Source organism: Methylotenera sp., from assembly GCF_030653755.1.
GTDB lineage: Bacteria > Pseudomonadota > Gammaproteobacteria > Burkholderiales > Methylophilaceae > Methylotenera.
On record NZ_JAURYU010000045.1, the window covers coordinates 192,376 to 211,331 of the forward strand.

Sequence of the window (18,956 nt, forward strand, 5' to 3'; positions counted from 1 at the left end):
CTCTACTCAGAACTCCAGGACTAGCGCATCCCTGGAAGTTTACCGCCCATCAGTCCGCCCATACTGCGCATCATTTTCGCCATGCCGCCTTTACTAAACATTTTCATCATTTTTTGCGTTTCTTCAAACTGCTTTAATAAGCGGTTCACTTCTTGCACTTGTACGCCAGACCCATCTGCAATACGTTTTTTACGCGTTGCTTTAATCACTTCAGGTTTACGGCGCTCGAGCGGGGTCATGCTATTAATAATGCCCTCAATACGGCGGATGCTTTTGTCAGCATCCTCTGGGTTCACTTTAGCCGCCATGCCTGCAATCTGTGATGGCATTTTGTCCATCAATGCACCCATACCACCCATTTTTCGCATTTGTGACATTTGCGCTTTAAAATCGTCTAAATCAAAGTTCTTACCAGATTTAACTTTATCGGCTAATTTCTGAGCTTCAGCTAAATCAACATTTTTATGTGCTTGCTCAATTAACCCAAGCACATCACCCATACCAAGAATGCGTGACGCCATACGATCTGGATAAAATGGCTCAAGACCATCCACTTTTTCACTGACACCAATAAATTTAATTGGCTTACCAATCACATGACGCACTGATAGCGCTGCACCACCACGTGAGTCACCATCTAACTTGGTTAAAACAATACCCGTTAGCGGTAAAGTGTCGCCAAAAGCTTTCGCAGTATTAATCGCATCTTGCCCCTGCATCGCATCAACGACGAACAAAGTTTCAATCGGGTTTAAGAACGCGTGCAGTGCTTTAATCTCGGCCATCATGGCTTCGTCGATACCTAAACGACCCGCCGTATCGAAAATCACCACATCATAATAGCCACGTTTAGCGAAATCTAAAGTTGCGGTCGCAATATCAATTGGTGCTTGGCTAGCATTACTATCAAAACACTCTACTTCAAGTTGCTTCGCTAGTGTTTTAAGTTGCTCAATCGCTGCTGGTCTATACACATCAGCACTGGCTAACAGGACTTTCTTTTTTTGCTCTTTTAATAATTTTGCCAGTTTTGCAGAAGTGGTGGTTTTACCTGAGCCCTGTAAGCCAGCCATGAGAATGATAGCGGGGGGCACTGCTGACAAATTCAAGCCCTCATTCGCTTTACCCATGAGCGATGTCAGCTCGTCATTTACAACTTCAATCACAGCCTGACCAGGGGTTAAGCTTTGCAGAACCTCTTTACCCTGCGCACGCAACTTAACGGCGGCAATAAAATCTTTCACTACTGGCAACGCAACGTCGGCTTCTAGCAAAGCCATACGCACTTCACGCATTGCATCTGCAATATTCTCTTCAGTTAAGCGTGCTTGTCCACGTAAATTTTTAATGACGCCTTGTAGGCGCCCAGTCAAATTTTCTAGCATTTTTATACTCTTACTAATAATCTAATGTTTAATTTTACATCAAGCGATAGGCCAGTCCTATCAATACATTTTTTAAATCAAAGGCACAGGCAAATACTCGCTAACAAGGTAGCATGCACAACCTACATATCTGCGCTATAAACTTAGCCACTTGCCACAAACGCTATATTTATTACAATCAGCTATTATATTTACAGCTTAATTGCGCCATAATTGCACTATGCAGAAATTAATTCCCTATTTTATCGTTGCTTTCATTTACATAGCAGTCGCTATTGATTTTTGGCGCGAGGCCAAAACGCAAGAAAGCAATGCTTCCATTAGGCTTAATGCACTGAAGCTACACTCTACGATGATTGCTTTAGGCTTACTGATTCACGGATGGCTACTCCATCAAAGTATTTTTTCGGTAGGATTCAATTTAGGTTTTTATCAATCGATTTCCGCTATTCTATGGCTAACTGTTTTGGTGTACTGGGTTACAGACCGCAACCATCAACTTTACAGCCTCCAAGCATTTGTACTGCCTCCAGCTGCGTTGTTCTCGCTGTTGCCTGCATTTTTCACGGAGACACATTTCCTGCCAGAGTCAAGCAACCCTCTTTTTATCGCACATATCTGGGTAGCGATGATTGCTTACAGCTTGTTCACATTTGCAGCGCTTCATGCACTACTCATGGCAGTAGCAGAACGCAGTCTGCATCATAAACCCACCTTGATCAAACTGCCAAACTTCCCACCATTAATGGTGATGGAAAGTCTGTTATTTAAAATGATTGGATTTGGGTTGATTCTACTGACCATCACCTTGGCGAGCGGCATGTGGTTTTCTGAATCACTTTTTCACAAGCCAATGCAATTTAACCACAAAACTATTTTTTCAATCGCTAGCTGGTTTATTTATGCAGGCTTGCTGTTTGGCAGATATCAATATGGATGGCGCGGGCTCAAGGCAATTCGCTGGACGCTAGCAGGCTTCATATTGCTAGTACTCGCCTATATCGGCAGTAAGTTTGTTTCACAGATACTTCTTGGCCACTAATTACATTTAAAGCTTCACTGATGCGCAGCTTTAAATGTTTGCTTCTATATTCAAAACCTAGCTATATATAAACAGCGGCGGCTGGCAGTTAATCACCCACGCCAGCCCTATTCAGTAGGTCTAGTTACGTAAACTGATATGAGGCCATTGGTTTTGCTCTGCATACGCAGTGAGCGTCGGGTCTGCATCGACAGCCACTGGATTGGTCACCCGCTTCATTAGTGGCAAGTCATTGTGTGAATCGCTATAAAAATAACTTTTACCAAAGTCATCTAAATGCTGACCGCGTGCTTTTAACCAATCATTAATGCGTGTCACCTTACCCTCTTGAAAACTTGGCACACCTTGCACGCCACCTGTATATTGACCATCTTTGATTTCTGGGTCTGTCCCGATTAAGTGCTCAATCCCGTACGCTGTAGCAATTGGTTTGGTTACAAAACTATTGGTTGCTGTAATCACAACACATAAGTCACCTGCTGCCTTATGCGTATCTACTAAATCTTGGGCTTTTTGGGTCATCATCGGACGGATGACATTTTCCATATATTTCAAATGCAGGGTATCTAAAAACGCTTTTGAATGCTCACTTAATGGCTTCAACTGAAACTCAAGAAATTTATAAATATCTAAATTACCATTTTTATAATCTTGGTAAAACTGATCATTGCGCGCCTGATGCGTTTTGCCATCTAGTAGGCCTTCATTAATCAAAAACAAACCCCAGTTATAATCACTATCTCCAGCAAGCAAAGTATTATCTAAATCAAACAAAGCTATATTTTGTTTTGAAGCCAGATTTTGCTTAGAATCTAGGTCTTGCTTTGAATTTATGTCTTGTTTCATATTAAATATCTTTATTGTTGGTTACAGAAAGTACTAAAAAAACACCCACTAAAATCACACCAAGTGCGACCATCTCAACCATGGTTACATGTTCAGCGGCAAACCATACCCCTACCGCAAAAGCCACAATCGGGTTTACAAAAGTATTGCTACTAGCCACTAACGGGCGCACTGTTTTAAGCAAGTATTGGTATGCACTGTATGCGACTAGCGACCCTAATACGATTAAAAACAACATAGCGCCCCAAGACTTCAAAGAAATTTCGGCAGGCCAAGTTTCGCCAGCGTAAGCACTCACCATCATCAGTGCCAATCCACCCGTAAGCATCTGACAAGCAGCACCCATCAAGCCTTTAGGCATAGCTAAATGCTTGCCCCAAACTGAACCAAATGACCAACTGGCGGCAGCAAATATCAACAAAAATGCACTCATAAAGTCACCGTCAAAACTACCACCTAAATTCAGCAATACAATGCCCACTAAACCGATAGCGATACCTAGCCACTCTTTAGGGGTAATTTTATGTCCCCAAATAGAAGAGAAAATTGCCATCCAAATAGGTGCAGTTGCAATAGAAAGTGCAGCAACGCTTGAAGAGACAGTTTGTTGCACATAGCACACTGTGCCATTACCTAATGCAGGCAATAACAACCCAACCACACTTGCGCCTAGCCATTCATGTGCGGAAGGCATCGCTGAACCTAAAGAGCGCATCACCACAAACAAAATTACACCTGCAACCGTAAAGCGTACTCCGCCCATCAAAAATGGTGGAAAACTCTCTATACCAAAACGAATGGCTAAGTAAGTTGAGCCCCAAATAAAATAGGTACAAAACAGCGCCAAGACAATCAAGATTGATTGGCGATTCATATGTAGGCGCATATTCTTATGCTGCTAGAATTTAGCCAGCTTCCAAAAAGAGCTTTCCTGACCGAGCAACAATTTAGAGAACTCATCCAGAAAAGTTGCATCCACTTGATCAAACGGCATTTCCAACTCCATTTCACCTAGCTTTGCTATATTTTTTAATGAAAAATGCAATACATTTGAATTAGGTAAAGGCGTCACAAATACTGAGCCTTTTACTTGCCAAGGGATGGTAAAGGAGACTGCAACCACCCGTCCCTGTTCACTTTTCACATCCTCAGCAGTATGTACAACACCATAGCGCCACAACACGTCTTTAATGCGCGACGCAATTCCAAGCTCACGCTCAAACTCAAAAACCTGTGGCGCTTTGTAAAAATAAAATAATGAAACGTGACTAATTTCATCAGAAAATGTTTCGTTGCTTAAGAGTGCATATCGATACTCTGCAAAAGGCTCAGTCACTTTCAGCCCAGATAATTCACCAACACTAGGCAATGAAATAACATGCGTAAAATCAGGCTCTATCACTCTGATTAACTCAGAGAATTCGCGCCAATAGTCAAATATCTCTTTAAGCTTTGCATTACGCAAAGCGAGCGAATCAGCACTTAGTTTGACTTGGTTACTTTTTTCTTCAAGCGCCTGTTGCGCTTGAAGTTTCATCTGCCCTAACAAACTCATGGATTCACCCAACTTATTTTCAACAACACATCTGGATTCAAAAAACTACACTTGAGGGTGTGCACGCTCAAACTTGCTATGCAACTTATTTAAACCATTCAAATAAGCTTTCGCAGAGGCCACAACGATATCAGTATCTGCACCCTGTCCGTTAACAATACGCCCACCTTTTGAAAGGCGCACGGTCACTTCACCTTGTGCATCTGTACCGCTAGTAATGTTATTGACGGAGTAAAGTAACAATTCAGCGCCGCTATTCACGATAAGCTCAATTGCTTTAAACGATGCATCTACAGGGCCACCACCATCAGCTTCAGCTTTTTTCTCACTACCGTTGTCGCTCACTGTAATCAAGGCGTGTGGCACTTCTCCTGTTTGCGATGCTACTTGTAAATACACCAACTTATAATTCTCGGTGGCCTCTGAAACAAACTCATCACTCACCAAGGCATGCAAGTCTTCGTCGAAAATTTCAGATTTTTTATCCGCTAAATCTTTAAAACGTGCAAACGCTGCATTTAACAAATCTTCAGTTTCAAGCTCAATGCCCAATTCCTTCAAGCGTGTTCTAAACGCATTACGGCCAGACAATTTACCTAAGGTTAACTTGTTTGCGTTCCAACCTACATCTTCAGCACGCATAATTTCATAAGTCTCTCGGTGCTTCAACACGCCATCTTGATGAATCCCAGACTCATGTGCAAAGGCATTTGCACCCACAATCGCCTTATTAGGCTGCACAGGGTATCCAGTAATTGAAGAGACTAATTTGCTGGTTGGTACGATTTGTGTAGTATCAATGCTTGTTGTTAAATTAAAGATGTCACTGCGCGTTTTCACCGCCATGACAACTTCTTCCAAGCTTGCATTCCCCGCACGCTCACCCAAGCCATTAATGGTACATTCAACTTGGCGCGCACCGCCCATTACCGCTGCCAATGAATTTGCGACGGCCATACCAAGATCGTTATGGCAATGTGTTGACCAAACCACTTGATTACTATTAGGCACGCGCGCAATCAATTCACGCATACGATCGCCCCATGGGGCAGGAATAGAATAGCCTACCGTATCTGGCACGTTAATCGTTTTTGCACCCGCTTGAATCACAGCATCAAACACGCGAATCAAGAAGTCCATCTCTGATCGCACAGCATCCTCAGCGGAGAACTCAACATCATCTGTATATTCCAACGCCCATTTCACTGCCTGCACAGCACGCTCAACGACTTGGTCTTCTGTCATACGGAGTTTATTTTCCATATGGATTTTACTAGTCGCAATAAATGTATGAATACGGCCCTTTGCCGCAGGCTTAATTGCCTCACCAGCACGGCGCACATCATTCTCGCTAGCTCGTGCTAATGAACAGACGGTTGAATTTTTAATGATTTTTGCAATTTCGTGAATCGCATCAAAATCACCTGGGCTCGCCGCAGCAAAACCAGCTTCAATCACGTTGACGCCCAACTTTTCAAGCTGGCGTGCAATACGGATTTTTTCCTCTTTAGTCATTGAAGCGCCTGGGCTCTGCTCGCCATCACGCAATGTCGTATCAAAAATTATAATTTGGTCTTGTGTCATGATAATTACCTTAGTTTTATTTTATTCAGCCTATCACTGCTTTAAATAACAGGCTGGTTGCTGACAATTCACTTAATATAGTGAATGCGCGAAGTAATACTTAAATTTTGAGTGTGTTTAGTCTGCGCACTAGCGCAGAAAACTAAGAAGACGTAACGCAGATAAATTGCGTAGCAGATCCGCACTTGCATGATGATGAAGTGCGTTTTGAGTAAATGTAATATTTAAATTGAACATAGTGATAGTAATATAATGTTTTTTAAGGCATTTCGCAAGTGCTTAAGTATTTGAATTTACTTATCATGATGATAAGTAAACCTTACGCACTATTACCAATTACTTGGGCCCTGAAGCAGACTTAAACTTGCCTCGCAACCACATCGCATAACCAGAGAGCGCATACAGAGCCATAATCAAAAATAACACCTCTGGCGGGCTGTATGAAATAAGCACAAACGCTAACATGATGCCTAGAATCACAAAAAATGGCACACTGGCTTTTAAATTAATATCTTTACCGCTGTAGTAACGCAGGTCACTCACCATAGAAGCCCCAGCAAACACAGTGATACTCCATGCCATCCACTTCATTTTAAGCACACCAAAAAATACATCACGACCACTCACGCCATATTCATAAGACACCCACACAAATCCTGCTAACAAGGCAGCAGCGGCAGGGCTAGGCAGGCCTTGGAAATAACGCTTATCTTGATTAACATCATCAAGCTTAGTATTAAATCGCGCCAATCGAAGTGCCGCACAAGCGCAATAAATAAAAGCAGCTATCCAACCCAATTTACCTAAAGGCTTAAGCGCCCATACGTACAGAATAAGTGCTGGTGCTACACCAAATGACACCATATCAGACAAGCTATCGTATTCCGCACCAAAAGCACTCTGTGTATTGGTCATACGTGCAACACGACCATCCAAGCCATCCATCACCATCGCAATAAAAATTGCAATCGCAGCGAGTTCAAAGTTCCCGTTCATTGCCTGCACAATGGCGTAAAATCCAGCAAATAGGGCAGCCGAAGTGAATAAATTAGGCAGTAAATAAATGCCTCGCTCACGCAAAGATGGCGAGTCTGTATTACGACGAGATGGTTTTTGCTTAGATTCAATCATGTTTTGTATCATACCTTTATATATGATAATTCTTTAATTTTGATTAGTATAACAAAGCCTACAGCGATACTTGAAATCAAATTTGGGTTAACCCTTGAAAGAAACTCAACTTCAATTACCACTTTAACACTCACTCATCCTGTCAAAATTATAACCAGCCAAAACAAAGCCGGCATATTCGCCGGCTTTGTTTAGTACTTTAATGATCAATATTTGATCAAAAGGCTATATTCACTGTTAATTAGCTGGCTCTGCAACAAAAATCTCTACACGACGATTTTTTGCTCTATTCGCTGCAGTGTCATTCGCTACCAAAGGCTCACGAGAACCTCTGCCGTCAATCACGATCCGAGATGACTGCACACCGCGCGTCACTACATAGTCACGAACACTCGCAGCACGATTTAACGACAATGGGTTATTAACCGCATCGCTACCTGTACTATCGGTATGCCCAATAATGGTCACGTTACTTGCAGGGTTATTGACTAAACTAGTGGCAAAAGCATCAAGCACAGCTCTAAAGTTAGATTTAATATCTGAACGGCCCACATCAAAAGAAACATCGCTAGGAATATCAAGTTTTAGGCGATTATCTGCAGTTTGCGTCACACCTACACCAGTTCCAGCTGTAGCCTCTTCCATTTGCCTTTTTTGTTCTTCTTGGCGCTTAGTCCATACGTTACCTGCCACAGCACCCACACCAGCGCCCACTGCAGCACCAATCGCAGCACCTTTACCTTTACCAGCAATAGCACCAACAACAGCACCAGCACCAGCGCCAATTGCAGCGCCCTTAGCAGTACCTTTTTGTGTCTCAGTCATGCTAGCGCAACCCCCAAGTACAAATGCCAATAAGCATGAACCTAAAATCATCGTATTTTTCATATATCCTCCATTGTTTGGTTTACTACTTTTCATTTGAGTATATTCTAATAAATTAGTTTTCACTAAGACTCAATATAAATGTTTCAATACTGTAGGCTCGTATGCCCATACACCAACAGGCTTACCTACAAACCAAACATATTATGTTAGTATCGCGACATTCAAAATATTATTGTTCTACCCATGCAATTTACCTTACACAAACAAGATGGTCTCGCACGCCGAGGCACTTTAGAACTAGCACACGGCAAAGTTGAAACCCCTGCGTTCATGCCAGTAGGCACTTATGGCACCGTAAAAGCAATGTCGCCGCTAGAGCTCACCGAAATCGATGCGCATATCGTTCTAGGCAATACCTTTCACCTTTGGTTACGCCCAGGGCTAGAAGTGATTGCGGCGCATGGTGGCTTACATAAGTTTATGGGATGGGACAAACCGATACTCACAGATTCTGGCGGTTTTCAGGTGTGGAGCCTAGGTGATTTACGCAAAATATCAGAAGAAGGTGTCAAGTTTCGCTCACCGATCAATGGAGACTCATGCTTTCTGACACCAGAAGAGTCCATGAATATTCAACGTGTACTAAACTCAGATATCGTCATGATCTTTGACGAATGCACACCCTATCCTGCTACGCTAAAAGAAGCAAACGACTCGATGCAGCTTTCGCTAAGATGGGCAAAACGCAGCAAGCAAGCGCACGAAGGCAACCCTAATGCGTTGTTTGGCATCATACAAGGTGGCATGCATGAAGAGTTACGAGACGTTTCTCGTGAAGGCTTAGAGCAAATCGGATTTGATGGCTATGCCATTGGCGGTCTTTCAGTCGGCGAACCAAAAGAAGACATGCTACGCATTTTGGCACATACCGCACCTAAAATGCCGCAAGACAAGCCTCGTTATTTAATGGGCGTAGGCACACCTGAAGATTTAGTCGCTGCCGTATCACAAGGCGTTGACATGTTCGACTGCGTGATGCCTACTCGCAACGCACGTAATGGCTGGCTATTCACCCAATACGGCGACGTTAAGATTAAAAATGCAAGTTATAAGAACGACACAAACCCGCTTGATGCGGACTGCGCATGCTATACCTGCCGCAACTTTACGCGAGCATACTTGCATCACTTACATAGAATCGGTGAAATTTTAGGCTCGCGCCTAAATACCATACACAATCTGCACTACTATCAGCAACTCATGGGTGGCATGCGTGGGGCGATTGAAAATGGAACGTTCGAAACCTTCAAACAAGAGTTTGCCGTCAAGCGTAGGAGTTTGTCCTGATTTCACTGAACTCATATCTGCACCATCTGCATTCAAATAGAGTATGTGCTAGAATTAAAGGCTAATTTTTACATTAATCCTAAGGAAACACGGAATAAGTCGCCGAGCGAGATAAAGGGCAAGGCGCACGGAACGCAGAAGCCGAGATAGTATGCGGTATACAGCGAGGTTGCGAGTACCGCGCAACGCAGCAATTTGCTTGCGCAGGCACTTATTCCGCATTTCCCTAAGTTTATTCATTTTTTAAGTTTATTTTTTAAGAGAGTTATATCGTGTTTATTTCAAATGCTTATGCTGCAACAGCACCTGCTACAGACTTCACTAGTTTCTTACCGTTGATCGTGATTTTTTTGTTATTCTTCTTCATGATTATTCGTCCTCAAATGAAACAAGCAAAAGAGCAACGTAATATGATTGCTGCCTTGCAAAAAGGCGATGAAGTGGTCACTTCTGGTGGCATTGTTGGCAAAATCACTAAAGTCACTGACACTTTTGTTACTGTCGAAATTGCACCGAATACTGAAATTACCGTTCAAAAGCATGCGATACAAAGCGCATTGCCAAAAGGTACGATTAAAAGCATTTAATCAAAAGTATCTGCCTACAAATTTATTAAACAATTTGCACACTACTATATAAGTAATGCAAACCGTTGATTAGAGCCTGACTATGAACCGCTACCCGCTGTGGAAAAACATTTTTGTTGTCTTCATGATTTTAATGGGGCTGATTTACGCCATCCCTAATATGTTTGGCGAGTCGCCTGCGGTTCAAGTCACTCCTGCAAAAAGCACAAGTAAGGTTGACCCTGCCTTACTAGCGCAAGTAGAGCAGATTCTTCAACAAGAAAAAATTGCATACGATGGCATCTACTTAGATGCGCGCGGCGTAAAAGCACGCTTTGCAAATACTGACACGCAAATCAAAGCCAAAGACCTATTGCAAGCAAACTTGAATAGTGACTACACGGTAGCACTCAACTTGCTATCACGCTCACCAGACTGGCTGCGTAGTCTGGGCGCTAAGCCAATGTACTTAGGTTTAGATTTACGTGGAGGCGTGCACTTTCTTTTGCAAGTGGACATGAAAGCTGCTTTAGATAAAGCTGCCGAACGTTTTGTGGGTGACTTTAGAACAGCTTTACGTAAAGAGCGTGTTTCTTACGCAGGCGTAACGCGAGAAGGCCAAACAGTGCAGATTCGCTTTACCAGCGATTCTGAATTAACTAAAGCAAAGAAAATTATCAGCAATCAATATCCAGACCTCACGCTTAAAGACAGTGTTAATGGTGAAGAGATCATCCTGAGCGCGTCTCTTAATGCCGTTGAGCAAAAGCGCATTCAGGAGTTTGCACTAAAACAAAACATTCAAACGTTGCACAATCGTATTAACGAGCTAGGTGTTGCTGAGCCAATCATTCAACAACAAGGTGCAGACCGCGTGGTGGTTCAGTTACCAGGTGTGCAAGACACAGCAAAAGCGAAAGAAATATTAGGTCGCACCGCTACACTTGAGATTCGTTTAGTCGATGAAGAAAAATCTGACGCCATGACCTTAGAAAAAGCAGCACAAGGTCAAGCGCCAATGGGTACTGACGCATTTAAAGACCGCGAAGGTGGTGTCATCTTAGTGAAAAAAAACGTTGTCCTCACCGGTGATTACATCACTGATGCAGGCCCTGGCGTTAATAATCAAACTGGGCAATCTGTTGTTAATGTGACGCTTGATGCTCGTGGTGCGCGAGTGTTCCAACAAGTAACGCGTGAAAACGTGGGCAAGCGCATGGCCATTTTACTGATTGAAAAAGGCAACACTGAAGTAGTCACTGCACCTGTGATTAACGAAGAAATTGGTGGCGGTCGCGTACAGATCTCTGGCATGGCAAACACACAAGAAGCGACGGACATCTCTTTACTACTACGTGCTGGTGCATTAGCAGCACCAATGGACATTATTGAAGAGCGGACTGTAGGCCCTAGCATGGGTGAAGAAAATATCAAACGCGGTATGCATTCCACCTTGTGGGGCTTTGCAGCGATTGCCGTGTTCATGGTTATTTACTATTTGATATTTGGTGGGATTTCAGTATTAGCACTCGGCATTAACTTACTGTTGCTGGTTGCGGTATTGTCCATGCTACAAGCAACCCTAACGTTACCTGGCTTAGCTGCAGTAGCCTTAACTCTAGGGATGGCAATTGATGCTAACGTATTGATTAATGAACGAATTCGAGAAGAGTTACGCAATGGCAACACGCCTCAAGCCTCAATACACGTAGGTTATGACCGTGCTTGGGATACGATTCTTGACTCCAACGTCACCACGATGATTGCTGGTATTGCGTTGTTCCTATTTGGCTCAGGTCCAGTTAAAGGCTTTGCAGTGGTGCATGTGCTTGGGATTCTGACTTCGATGTTCAGTGCAGTGGTCGTTTCACGTGCGATTGTTAATTGGGTTTATGGAAGCCGTCGCAAAACAACACACCTTTCAATTGGTTAAGCGCTCCAGTTAACTAGCGCCCTCAGTCAAAAAATAGAGCAAACACTATGGAATTTTTTAGAGTAAAAAAAGACATCCCGTTCATGAGCTATGGCCGCCTAACGACAGCCATCTCAATGATTACATTCATCCTTGCCATCGTTTTTCTGGCGACAAAAGGTTTGAACTTTGGTGTGGACTTCACTGGTGGCACCATGATTGAAGTGAACTACCCTCATGCCGCTGACTTGAATAAGATTCGTAAGACGGTTGATGGCATCGGTTTAAAAGATGCTACTGTGCAAAATTTTGGTACTAGTCGCGACGTGCTCATCCGCCTACCAGTAAGGGCTGGCCTTACAGGTGCACAGCTTTCTGACAAAGTGCTGGACTCACTTAAAGAAGTAGACAGCTCAGTGCAAATGAACCGCATTGAGTTCGTGGGCCCACAAGTGGGTGCCGAACTGTATGAGAAAGGCTCATTGGCTTTACTCTTAGTGATTGTTGGCATTATGATTTATCTAGCGATGCGTTTTGAATGGCGCTTTGCTGTAGCAGCCATTATTGCAAACATGCATGATGTGATTATCATCTTAGGCTTTTTCGCATTCTTTCAATGGGAGTTTAACCTCACAGTGCTAGCTGCGGTGCTCGCGGTATTAGGTTACTCTGTTAACGAGTCTGTGGTAGTGTTTGACCGAGTACGTGAGAACTTTCGTAAAATGCGTAAAGCTAGCGTGACACAAGTGATTGATAACGCCATTACTCGCACCATGTCACGCACCGTCATTACCCACTTCTCAACGCAGCTCATGGTATTGTCTATGTTGCTATTTGGCGGCGAAGTGCTACATAACTTTGCACTAGCGCTTACTATTGGTATTTTGTTTGGTATCTACTCTTCAGTATTAGTTGCTTGCCCAATCGCCATGTGGCTAGGCATCAACCGTGCAAATTTGATGAGCGATGTTGAAAAGAAAGAGGGCGAGAAAAAAGACGCTGTAACTGAACCAGACCCATCAGAGTTTGCTTAAGCAACACTAATGACCGCTATAATGCTTAATATTTAAAAAATTAAGCGGTTGTAGCGGTTTAATTCATCTACCCCAACGATTCAAAACAACAGCAAGATATAAATAGTGACGTTACTATCATTCAGGAACCTATCAGAGATCTACAATGAGAAGCCTGAAAAATTAGAACACTTGCCTCTAACACCCCATCACGTATACACTACATCTTCGTAGTAACCATCAAATAATACTTTGAACAACATACCTATATCTTGGCAGCTTGGCGCGCTTGCCGTTCTGCTTTTAATTTCTGGATTTTTCTCACTGGCTGAAACCAGCCTGATGTCTGTCAATCGCTATCGCTTAAAACATTTGGCAAACCAAGGGCATAGAGGCGCTCGGCTCGCCACATTTTTGCTACTTAAAACTGACAAGCTGTTAGGCGTCATTTTGCTGTGCAATAACTTTGCCAATGCAGCTTCTGCCACTTTAGTCACTATTATTGTCGTAGAGTTGTTTGGTGAGGGTGAATGGACACTGATGTTTGGCACAATGACAGTGACATTTGCTATTTTAGTGTTTAGTGAAATCTCACCTAAAGTAATTGCGGCAGCATACCCAGAGAAACTCGCATTCTTTTGTAGCTACATTTTGTACCCATTACTTAAAGCACTGTACCCAATCGTATGGTTTGTTAACTTGTTCGTTGTTGGTCTATTGCGGGTACTTAGAGTCAAAGTAAACTTTGAGGGCCCCACACAATCACTCTCGATGGATGAATTACGTAGCATCGTGACTGACGCTGGTCATTTTATGCCTAAAAAACATCGTACGATTTTATTAAACTTATTTGAGCTAGAAAAAATTACGGTAGATGATGTCATGACGGCTCATACCATGATTGAAAGTATTAACTTTGATGCGTCAATCGACGATATTTTAAATCACATCACCAACACGCATCACACACGCCTACCTGTGCGACAAGGTGAGTCTGAAGAAATCATTGGTATTTTGCAAGTGCGTAAGGTCATCAGCCAACTACGTGAACACCACCAAAGAGATGAATTTGATAAAGCAGCATTACTTGAAATAATTGACGACTCTTATTTTATTCCATCAGGCACACCACTCTTTACGCAAATTCAACAGTTCCAAGAAAATCAGGAACGTATTGCCTTGGTGGTGGATGAGTACGGTGAATTAAAAGGATTAGTGACACTAGAGGATATTTTAGAAGAAGTGATTGGCGACTTTAGCACTCACCTGCCTTCTCGACTTGGTAGCTACCATCAAGAAGAAGATGGCAGTTGGTTGGTAGATGGCACCAGCACATTACGCGACCTGAATAAAAAATTAAATCTTGATTTACCATTAGATGGTCCTCGTACGCTCAACGGTTTGATTCTGGAACATTTTGAAGATATTCCCGAGCCTAATACCAGCTTTAAAATTGGCGAACATCGACTCGAAATATTGCAAACTCAAGACAGAATTGTAAAAAGCGTCAAAATATTCCCTTAGTCCATGCAATTGATTGTTGCGGCTACGTAGTACGATCACATCAAGATACATCAAATTACACTTGAATTTTTTACAGTTTGGCTCAAAATAGATTCATACTATGGCAAATAAACCGCATGAAAGTAACACTGCACTGAAACCTGAGGTTGCAAAACCAAAATTGCCCCCCATGTTTAAGGTGCTACTGTTAAATGATGATTACACACCGATGGAGTTCGTCGTTGAGGTTATTGAGCATTTTTTTAACAAAAGCCGTGAACAAGCAACGCAAATTATGCTCAAAGTACATACTGAGGGCGCTGGTGTATGTGGTGTATATCCACAAGACATCGCGGAAACAAAGATGAATCAAGTAGTTAGCCATGCGAGAACATCGCAACATCCATTACAGTGCATCATTGAAATGGCATAAATGTAAGAAAGATACATAAAAGAAAGTTAGGTACCGAGATGATAGCGCAGGAATTAGAAGTTAGTTTGCACATGGCGTTTATGGACGCAAGACAAAAGCGTCACGAGCTCATCACGGTTGAGCATTTGCTACTCGCAATGATTGATAACCCAACCGCGGCAGAGGTTTTGCGTGCGTGCGGTGCAAAATTAGAAACATTGCGTACCGAACTAAACCAATACATTGAAGAACACACCCCAACGGTGATTGGGCAAGACGATGTTGACACACAGCCGACACTAGGTTTTCAACGGGTGATTCAACGTGCAATGTTGCATGTGCAGTCATCTGGCAAAAAAGAGGTGACTGGTGCCAATGTACTGGTGGCTATTTTTGGTGAAAAAGATTCACATGCCGTGTTCTTCTTGCATCAACAAGGCATTACTCGCTTAGACATTGTTAACTTTATTTCTCATGGCGTTTCAAAAGTAGGTGAAACTGCTAAACCTGAAGGTGGTGAGCAAGAAGCTGACGCAGAAGCTCCACCAAATGGCGCACTTGAAAACTATACTCTGAATCTGAACTTACAAGTGGTAGCAGGTAAAATCGACCCGCTTATTGGCCGCGCATCCGAGCTAGAGCGTGTTGTACAAACCTTATGCCGTCGCCGTAAAAACAACCCACTACTTGTGGGTGAAGCTGGCGTTGGCAAGACTGCGATTGCTGAAGGCCTAGCTCGCCGTATTGTAGAAAAAGATATCCCAGATGTACTCGCGAATGCAGTAGTGTACTCACTTGACATGGGTGCATTGCTGGCTGGCACAAAATACCGTGGAGACTTTGAGCAACGCCTAAAAGCGGTCATGAAACAATTAGAAGAAAAGCCAGAGGCTATTCTATTTATTGATGAAATTCATACGCTCATCGGTGCAGGTTCAGCTAGTGGCGGCACATTGGATGCAAGCAATTTATTGAAACCAGCATTATCTAATGGCTCACTCAAATGCATAGGCGCTACCACCTATCAAGAGTATCGTGGCATCTTTGAAAAAGACCACGCACTATCTCGTCGCTTCCAAAAAGTGGATGTGGTTGAGCCTAGTGTAGCCGAGACCATCGAGATTCTTAAAGGGCTGAAATCACGCTTTGAATCACACCATAGCGTGAAGTACACTGCTGCGGCGTTAAGCACGGCTGCTGAATTATCAGCCAAATATATCAATGACCGTCACTTACCAGATAAGGCAATTGATGTGATTGATGAAGCTGGTGCTGCGCAACGCATTTTGCCGAAATCTAAACAGAAAAAAGTGATTGGCAATAAAGAAATTGAAGACATTATTGCCAAAATTGCGCGCATTCCGCCAAAAAACATTTCTTCTGATGATCGTAACGCACTTAAAACCCTAGAGCGTGACTTAAAAGCCGTGGTATTTGGTCAAGATAAAGCCATTGAGGCGCTGTCTTCTGCCGTTAAAATGGCCCGTAGTGGCTTAGGTCAAAACAACAAACCGATTGGTAGCTTCTTGTTCAGCGGCCCTACTGGCGTAGGTAAAACAGAAGTTGCAAAACAGCTGGCTTACATTATGGGCATTGAGCTGATTCGCTTTGATATGAGTGAATACATGGAGCGCCATGCGGTATCACGCTTGATTGGTGCACCTCCAGGCTATGTAGGCTTTGAGCAAGGCGGCCTAATGACCGAGGCGATTACTAAGCACCCATATTGCGTGTTGCTATTGGATGAAATTGAGAAAGCACACCCAGACATTTTCAATATCTTATTGCAAGTGATGGACCACGGTACTTTGACAGACAACAATGGCCGTAAAGCAGACTTTAGAAACGTGACAATCATCATGACCACCAATGCAGGTGCGGAAGGCCTTTCTAAATCAAGCATGGGCTTTACGACAGCGAAACAAGCTGGAGATGAGCAAGCGGACATCAAACGCTTATTCTCACCAGAGTTCCGTAACAGATTAGATGCTACTGTTTCGTTCACGGCTTTGTCACAAGATATTATTATCCGTGTTGTGGATAAGTTCTTGATTCAGCTTGAAGATCAACTGCATGAGAAAAAAGTTGAAGCAACATTTAGCGATGCATTAAAAGCATACTTAGGCAAAAAAGGCTTTGACCCACTCATGGGTGCGCGTCCAATGGCGAGATTGATTCAAGATACTATTCGTAAGGCGCTTGCTGATGAACTACTGTTTGGTAAGCTGTCGAATGGCGGTAACGTACATGTTGATATTGATGACAAAGATGAAGTTAAGCTTATATTTGAAGAAAACAATCAAAACGAAGCTAAGGATTTAGCAACGACTTAAGTCTGTCTGATAAGCTGTGTTCTAACAAGCTGTATCGTCTAATATAATTCACGATACAGCTTACTTCGTTTAATATTTTCTTTTTTAACGCTAGGTTTATTAACACAAAGCTCATATATCGCTTGGTTGATTTAAGGCTTAGTTGATTTAAGCTAATCTCAGCGACCACTTGTGATTAAGGTTTCGCATCTATGGTTGATGTCAACACATCTACACTACAAGTGGTCATTGAGATTTGTGCAACATCAGCTTTTGCACTTTCTGGTCTCATTGCAGGTGCCAGAAAAAAACTAGATGCTTTTGGTGTGTTTGTTGTGACTGGCGTAGCGGCGTTCGGTGGCGGAACGTTGCGAGACGTACTACTTGATCGACGTCCATTCTTCTGGGTGGATCATGCCAACTGGATATGGCTCATGCTGTTTTTATGCATGCTTGCTATGCTGTTTATGCGCAATAAACATATTCAGCTAACAGAACGCGCCATACTCATCCCTGATGCACTGGGCTTAGGTCTATACGCAGCATTAGGCACCCAAATAGCATTGCAGCAACAACTACCTGTGATTGTGTGCGCATTGATGGGGGTGATGACTGCGGTGTTTGGCGGTGTGCTAAGAGACATCTTTTGCAACGAAATCCCCAAAGCGTTTAGTGATTACCAACCGTATGCGGTCATCGCATTCTTAGGTGGCTTGTTAGTGTTACTGCTTAATCAATTAGGCCTCGCCGCTTGGATTTGTATCTTTATCCCCGCGTCACTCATGACATTACTCAGAATATTAGCCATTTACTTCGAGTGGCGTCTACCTGGCTGGAAAATTGAATCTAATTAAGCGCTGTTGACTCGTAATATTGATGAGTCGAGCGTTAATTCTCAACATCTGAATAAACTGGGTGTTTGTTCATAATGCTGTTAAATAGCTCTGATTCAACCATCAAGCTTAACCAAGCTTTCAACTTAATATATTTGGTAGATTCAAACCAATCAGCATCTACCGCAGAGAATTGACGAATAAAAGGAAAAATTGCAATATCAGCCAAACTCATTTGTTTACCCGCTAGAAAGCTTGTTTGAGTTAGTCGCTGTTCCAGTTTAGCCAAAAAAGCCTCACCTTGTGACCGATAATCTTCCATAGCTTGCTCAGGAAACCGAATCGCATATTTATAACGGTCTAAAGCTTGTTTAAAACTGGTATCGTTCTCTGCAATTAGTTGCTGTGCTTGCTCATCGTGAGCTAACAACCATCCATCAATATCACGTTGCTGTAAAGCCCAGTGCATAATGTCTAGGCTTTGCTCAAGCACAGCGCCATCTAGCAACACTAGCACGGGCACCGTAGCTTTAGGTGATACCTCTAATAAGTGTGCAGGCTTATCTCGTAATGATATCTCACGTATTTCTATTGCAATACCAGCGTACTTCAACGCCATGCGGGCGCGCATGGCATAGGGGCAACGTCGATAAGAATATAAAATAGGCAATGTCATACTAATCAAAA

The 18,956-nt window shown here is 42.9% G+C and carries 17 protein-coding genes; 9 read left to right on the forward strand and 8 right to left on the reverse strand.

Features of this window, described 5'->3' with window-relative positions; all coding sequences use genetic code 11:
• Positions 1 to 20: 20 nt before the first annotated feature.
• A complete protein-coding gene (gene ffh, locus Q7U33_RS08975; RefSeq protein WP_304859920.1) occupies positions 21 to 1,385 on the reverse strand; it encodes a signal recognition particle protein in 1,365 nt (454 codons plus the stop codon).
• Positions 1,386 to 1,605: 220 nt separating this feature from the next.
• Here ffh and Q7U33_RS08980 point away from each other — a divergent pair, with 220 nt between their 5' ends.
• Positions 1,606 to 2,427, forward strand: coding sequence for an inner membrane protein YpjD (locus tag Q7U33_RS08980; protein WP_304859922.1), 822 nt, complete (start codon positions 1,606 to 1,608; stop codon positions 2,425 to 2,427).
• A 120-nt stretch (positions 2,428 to 2,547) separates the two neighbouring features.
• Here the strand turns inward: Q7U33_RS08980 and Q7U33_RS08985 are convergent, their stop codons facing one another.
• The 6 genes from Q7U33_RS08985 to Q7U33_RS09010 form a co-directional block, all read right to left on the reverse strand.
• On the reverse strand, positions 2,548 to 3,273 hold the full coding sequence (locus tag Q7U33_RS08985) for an HAD family phosphatase (RefSeq protein WP_304859924.1): 726 nt from the start codon (positions 3,271 to 3,273) through the stop codon (positions 2,548 to 2,550).
• Position 3,274: 1 nt separating this feature from the next.
• Positions 3,275 to 4,159 (reverse strand): drug/metabolite exporter YedA, encoded by an 885-nt coding sequence (gene yedA, locus Q7U33_RS08990; RefSeq protein WP_304859926.1) that lies wholly within the window; start codon positions 4,157 to 4,159, stop codon positions 3,275 to 3,277.
• 12 nt (positions 4,160 to 4,171) lie between these two features.
• Entirely contained in the window at positions 4,172 to 4,828 is a 657-nt protein-coding gene (locus Q7U33_RS08995; RefSeq protein ID WP_304859928.1) for a hypothetical protein, read from the reverse strand.
• A 45-nt stretch (positions 4,829 to 4,873) separates the two neighbouring features.
• Positions 4,874 to 6,412 (reverse strand): 2-isopropylmalate synthase, encoded by a 1,539-nt coding sequence (locus Q7U33_RS09000; RefSeq protein ID WP_304859930.1) that lies wholly within the window; start codon positions 6,410 to 6,412, stop codon positions 4,874 to 4,876.
• Positions 6,413 to 6,748: 336 nt separating this feature from the next.
• A complete protein-coding gene (gene pssA, locus Q7U33_RS09005) occupies positions 6,749 to 7,543 on the reverse strand; it encodes a CDP-diacylglycerol--serine O-phosphatidyltransferase (protein WP_304859932.1) in 795 nt (264 codons plus the stop codon).
• Positions 7,544 to 7,780: 237 nt separating this feature from the next.
• Positions 7,781 to 8,431 carry an OmpA family protein gene (locus Q7U33_RS09010; protein WP_304859934.1) on the reverse strand — a complete coding sequence of 217 codons (651 nt, stop codon included), beginning with the start codon at positions 8,429 to 8,431 and terminating at the stop codon, positions 7,781 to 7,783.
• Between the two features lie 183 nt (positions 8,432 to 8,614).
• Between Q7U33_RS09010 and tgt the strand changes: the two genes are divergently transcribed.
• The 8 genes from tgt to Q7U33_RS09050 all read left to right on the forward strand — a co-directional run bounded on the left by tgt (position 8,615) and on the right by Q7U33_RS09050 (position 18,290).
• Positions 8,615 to 9,718, forward strand: coding sequence for a tRNA guanosine(34) transglycosylase Tgt (gene tgt / locus Q7U33_RS09015; RefSeq protein ID WP_304859935.1), 1,104 nt, complete (start codon positions 8,615 to 8,617; stop codon positions 9,716 to 9,718).
• Between the two features lie 272 nt (positions 9,719 to 9,990).
• Entirely contained in the window at positions 9,991 to 10,305 is a 315-nt protein-coding gene (gene yajC, locus Q7U33_RS09020; RefSeq protein ID WP_304859937.1) for a preprotein translocase subunit YajC, read from the forward strand.
• Positions 10,306 to 10,387: 82 nt separating this feature from the next.
• Positions 10,388 to 12,217 carry a protein translocase subunit SecD gene (gene secD, locus Q7U33_RS09025; RefSeq protein ID WP_304859939.1) on the forward strand — a complete coding sequence of 610 codons (1,830 nt, stop codon included), beginning with the start codon at positions 10,388 to 10,390 and terminating at the stop codon, positions 12,215 to 12,217.
• Between the two features lie 47 nt (positions 12,218 to 12,264).
• Positions 12,265 to 13,230: a protein translocase subunit SecF gene (secF, locus tag Q7U33_RS09030; protein WP_304859941.1), complete on the forward strand. Its 966-nt coding sequence runs from the start codon at positions 12,265 to 12,267 to the stop codon at positions 13,228 to 13,230.
• A gap of 231 nt (positions 13,231 to 13,461) precedes the next feature.
• Positions 13,462 to 14,733: an HlyC/CorC family transporter gene (locus Q7U33_RS09035; protein WP_304859944.1), complete on the forward strand. Its 1,272-nt coding sequence runs from the start codon at positions 13,462 to 13,464 to the stop codon at positions 14,731 to 14,733.
• Positions 14,734 to 14,833: 100 nt separating this feature from the next.
• Positions 14,834 to 15,145 carry an ATP-dependent Clp protease adapter ClpS gene (gene clpS, locus Q7U33_RS09040; RefSeq protein ID WP_304859946.1) on the forward strand — a complete coding sequence of 104 codons (312 nt, stop codon included), beginning with the start codon at positions 14,834 to 14,836 and terminating at the stop codon, positions 15,143 to 15,145.
• A 38-nt stretch (positions 15,146 to 15,183) separates the two neighbouring features.
• Positions 15,184 to 17,457 carry an ATP-dependent Clp protease ATP-binding subunit ClpA gene (gene clpA, locus Q7U33_RS09045; protein ID WP_304859948.1) on the forward strand — a complete coding sequence of 758 codons (2,274 nt, stop codon included), beginning with the start codon at positions 15,184 to 15,186 and terminating at the stop codon, positions 17,455 to 17,457.
• Positions 17,458 to 17,648: 191 nt separating this feature from the next.
• A complete protein-coding gene (locus tag Q7U33_RS09050) occupies positions 17,649 to 18,290 on the forward strand; it encodes a trimeric intracellular cation channel family protein (protein ID WP_304859950.1) in 642 nt (213 codons plus the stop codon).
• A 34-nt stretch (positions 18,291 to 18,324) separates the two neighbouring features.
• Here the strand turns inward: Q7U33_RS09050 and Q7U33_RS09055 are convergent, their stop codons facing one another.
• Positions 18,325 to 18,945, reverse strand: a complete 621-nt coding sequence (locus tag Q7U33_RS09055; protein WP_304860207.1) for a glutathione S-transferase — start codon at positions 18,943 to 18,945, stop codon at positions 18,325 to 18,327.
• Between the last annotated feature and the right edge of the window lie 11 nt (positions 18,946 to 18,956).